We start from the raw sequence: 1330 nt of genomic DNA, 5'->3' as shown, positions 1-1330 counted from the left end.
GCGCAGGTCCCCGGCGACGAACTCGCGCTTGAGTTCCAGCCCCACCAGGAAGAAGAAGATCGCCAGAAGGCCGTCAGCCGCCCATTTACCCAGGCTGAGCCGCAGGTGCCACGGCTCGTATCCGACCTCATAGTTTCGCAGTGCAAAGTAGGAATCCGCCCAGGGGGAGTTTGCCCACACAATCGCGATCAGGGCGGCGGCTACCAGCAGGATGCCGCCGACGGTCTCCTTGCGCAGGATCTCGCCGATACGCAGGACTTCGGGATAGCTGCGCCGGCGCGGGCTGTCACGGCTGTGGTCTACCGGGGGAGGATTATGGTGCTCAGGTGTCACGGTGGTTCCTTGAGTCGATTGGGCAGCGTAGACATACGCCGACCAGACTTCCCGGCTCACCAGAACGTCCAGTCTACGTAGTCATCGCCTGTGTGCCCAATCTTCCGGACGGGGATCCGGACAGGGATCCGGACGGGGGAGGGACGACGTCGGCCCTCAAGCCAGACTGCCGGCCGGCCAGGGGCACAGCTGGGAGCCCGTGCAATAATAGTTTCGTGAGTCAACCAACTTCCCTGCGGCCGGATGCCCGCAAGGAATCGGGCCTGCTCCTGCTCTTCGTGGGCCTGATGCTGTCGATGCTACTGGCTGCCCTGAACCAGATGATCCTCAGCACCGCGCTGCCCACCATCGTCGGCGAGCTCAACGGTGTCGACCAGATGCTCTGGGTCATTACTGCCTACATCCTGGCCGCGACGATCGTCATGCCGATCTACGGCAAACTCGGCGACCTGATCGGCCGCAAGAGCCTCCTCCTGTTCGCTATCGCCATCTTCATGGCGGGGTCCATTGTGGGCGGCGTCGCTCCGAATATGGAGTGGCTCATCGCCGGCCGCGCCGTCCAGGGACTCGGCGGCGGAGGACTGATGATCCTCTCGCAGGCGATTATTGCCGACGTTGTTCCTGCCCGGGAGCGCGGCAAATACATGGGCGCCATGGGCGGAGTCTTCGCCTTCGCCTCCGTGGCCGGGCCGCTGCTGGGCGGCTGGTTCACCGAGGGTCCCGGCTGGCGCTGGATGTTCTGGATCAACATGCCGCTGGGGATCCTCGCCATCGTGGTGGTGCTCTTCCACCTGCATCTGCCCGCGCGTGAACGGGTCCACCCGCACGTCGACGTCGCCGGGATGGTCCTGCTCGCCATTGCCACGACGTCGCTGGTCCTGGTAGGCACCTGGGGAGGCACCCAGTACCCGTGGATGTCTGCACCTATTCTTGGCCTGCTGGCGCTCGCGCTGGTGACGGCCGGCCTGTTTGTTGCCGTCGAGCGGCGGGCAAAGCT

2 protein-coding genes are annotated in these 1330 nt (G+C 64.8%); one reads left to right on the top strand and one right to left on the bottom strand.

All coding sequences use genetic code 11. The annotated features are described in order from the left end of the window. The coding region (locus X803_RS18470; RefSeq protein ID WP_253907413.1) for a Na+/H+ antiporter NhaA at nt 1-255 on the bottom strand (255 nt) is incomplete at its 3' end. 293 nt (nt 256-548) lie between these two features. On the opposite strand from X803_RS18470, the gene X803_RS18465 reads away from it, so the two are divergent. Next, nucleotides 549-1330 (top strand): MFS transporter (locus tag X803_RS18465; protein ID WP_253907409.1); only part of this gene is annotated, 782 nt, incomplete at its 3' end.

It is taken from the genome of Arthrobacter sp. 35/47 (genome assembly GCF_000520475.1).
Lineage (GTDB): Bacteria > Actinomycetota > Actinomycetes > Actinomycetales > Micrococcaceae > Arthrobacter_D > Arthrobacter_D subterraneus.
This window is presented reverse-complemented; position numbering and strand designations above follow the sequence as displayed.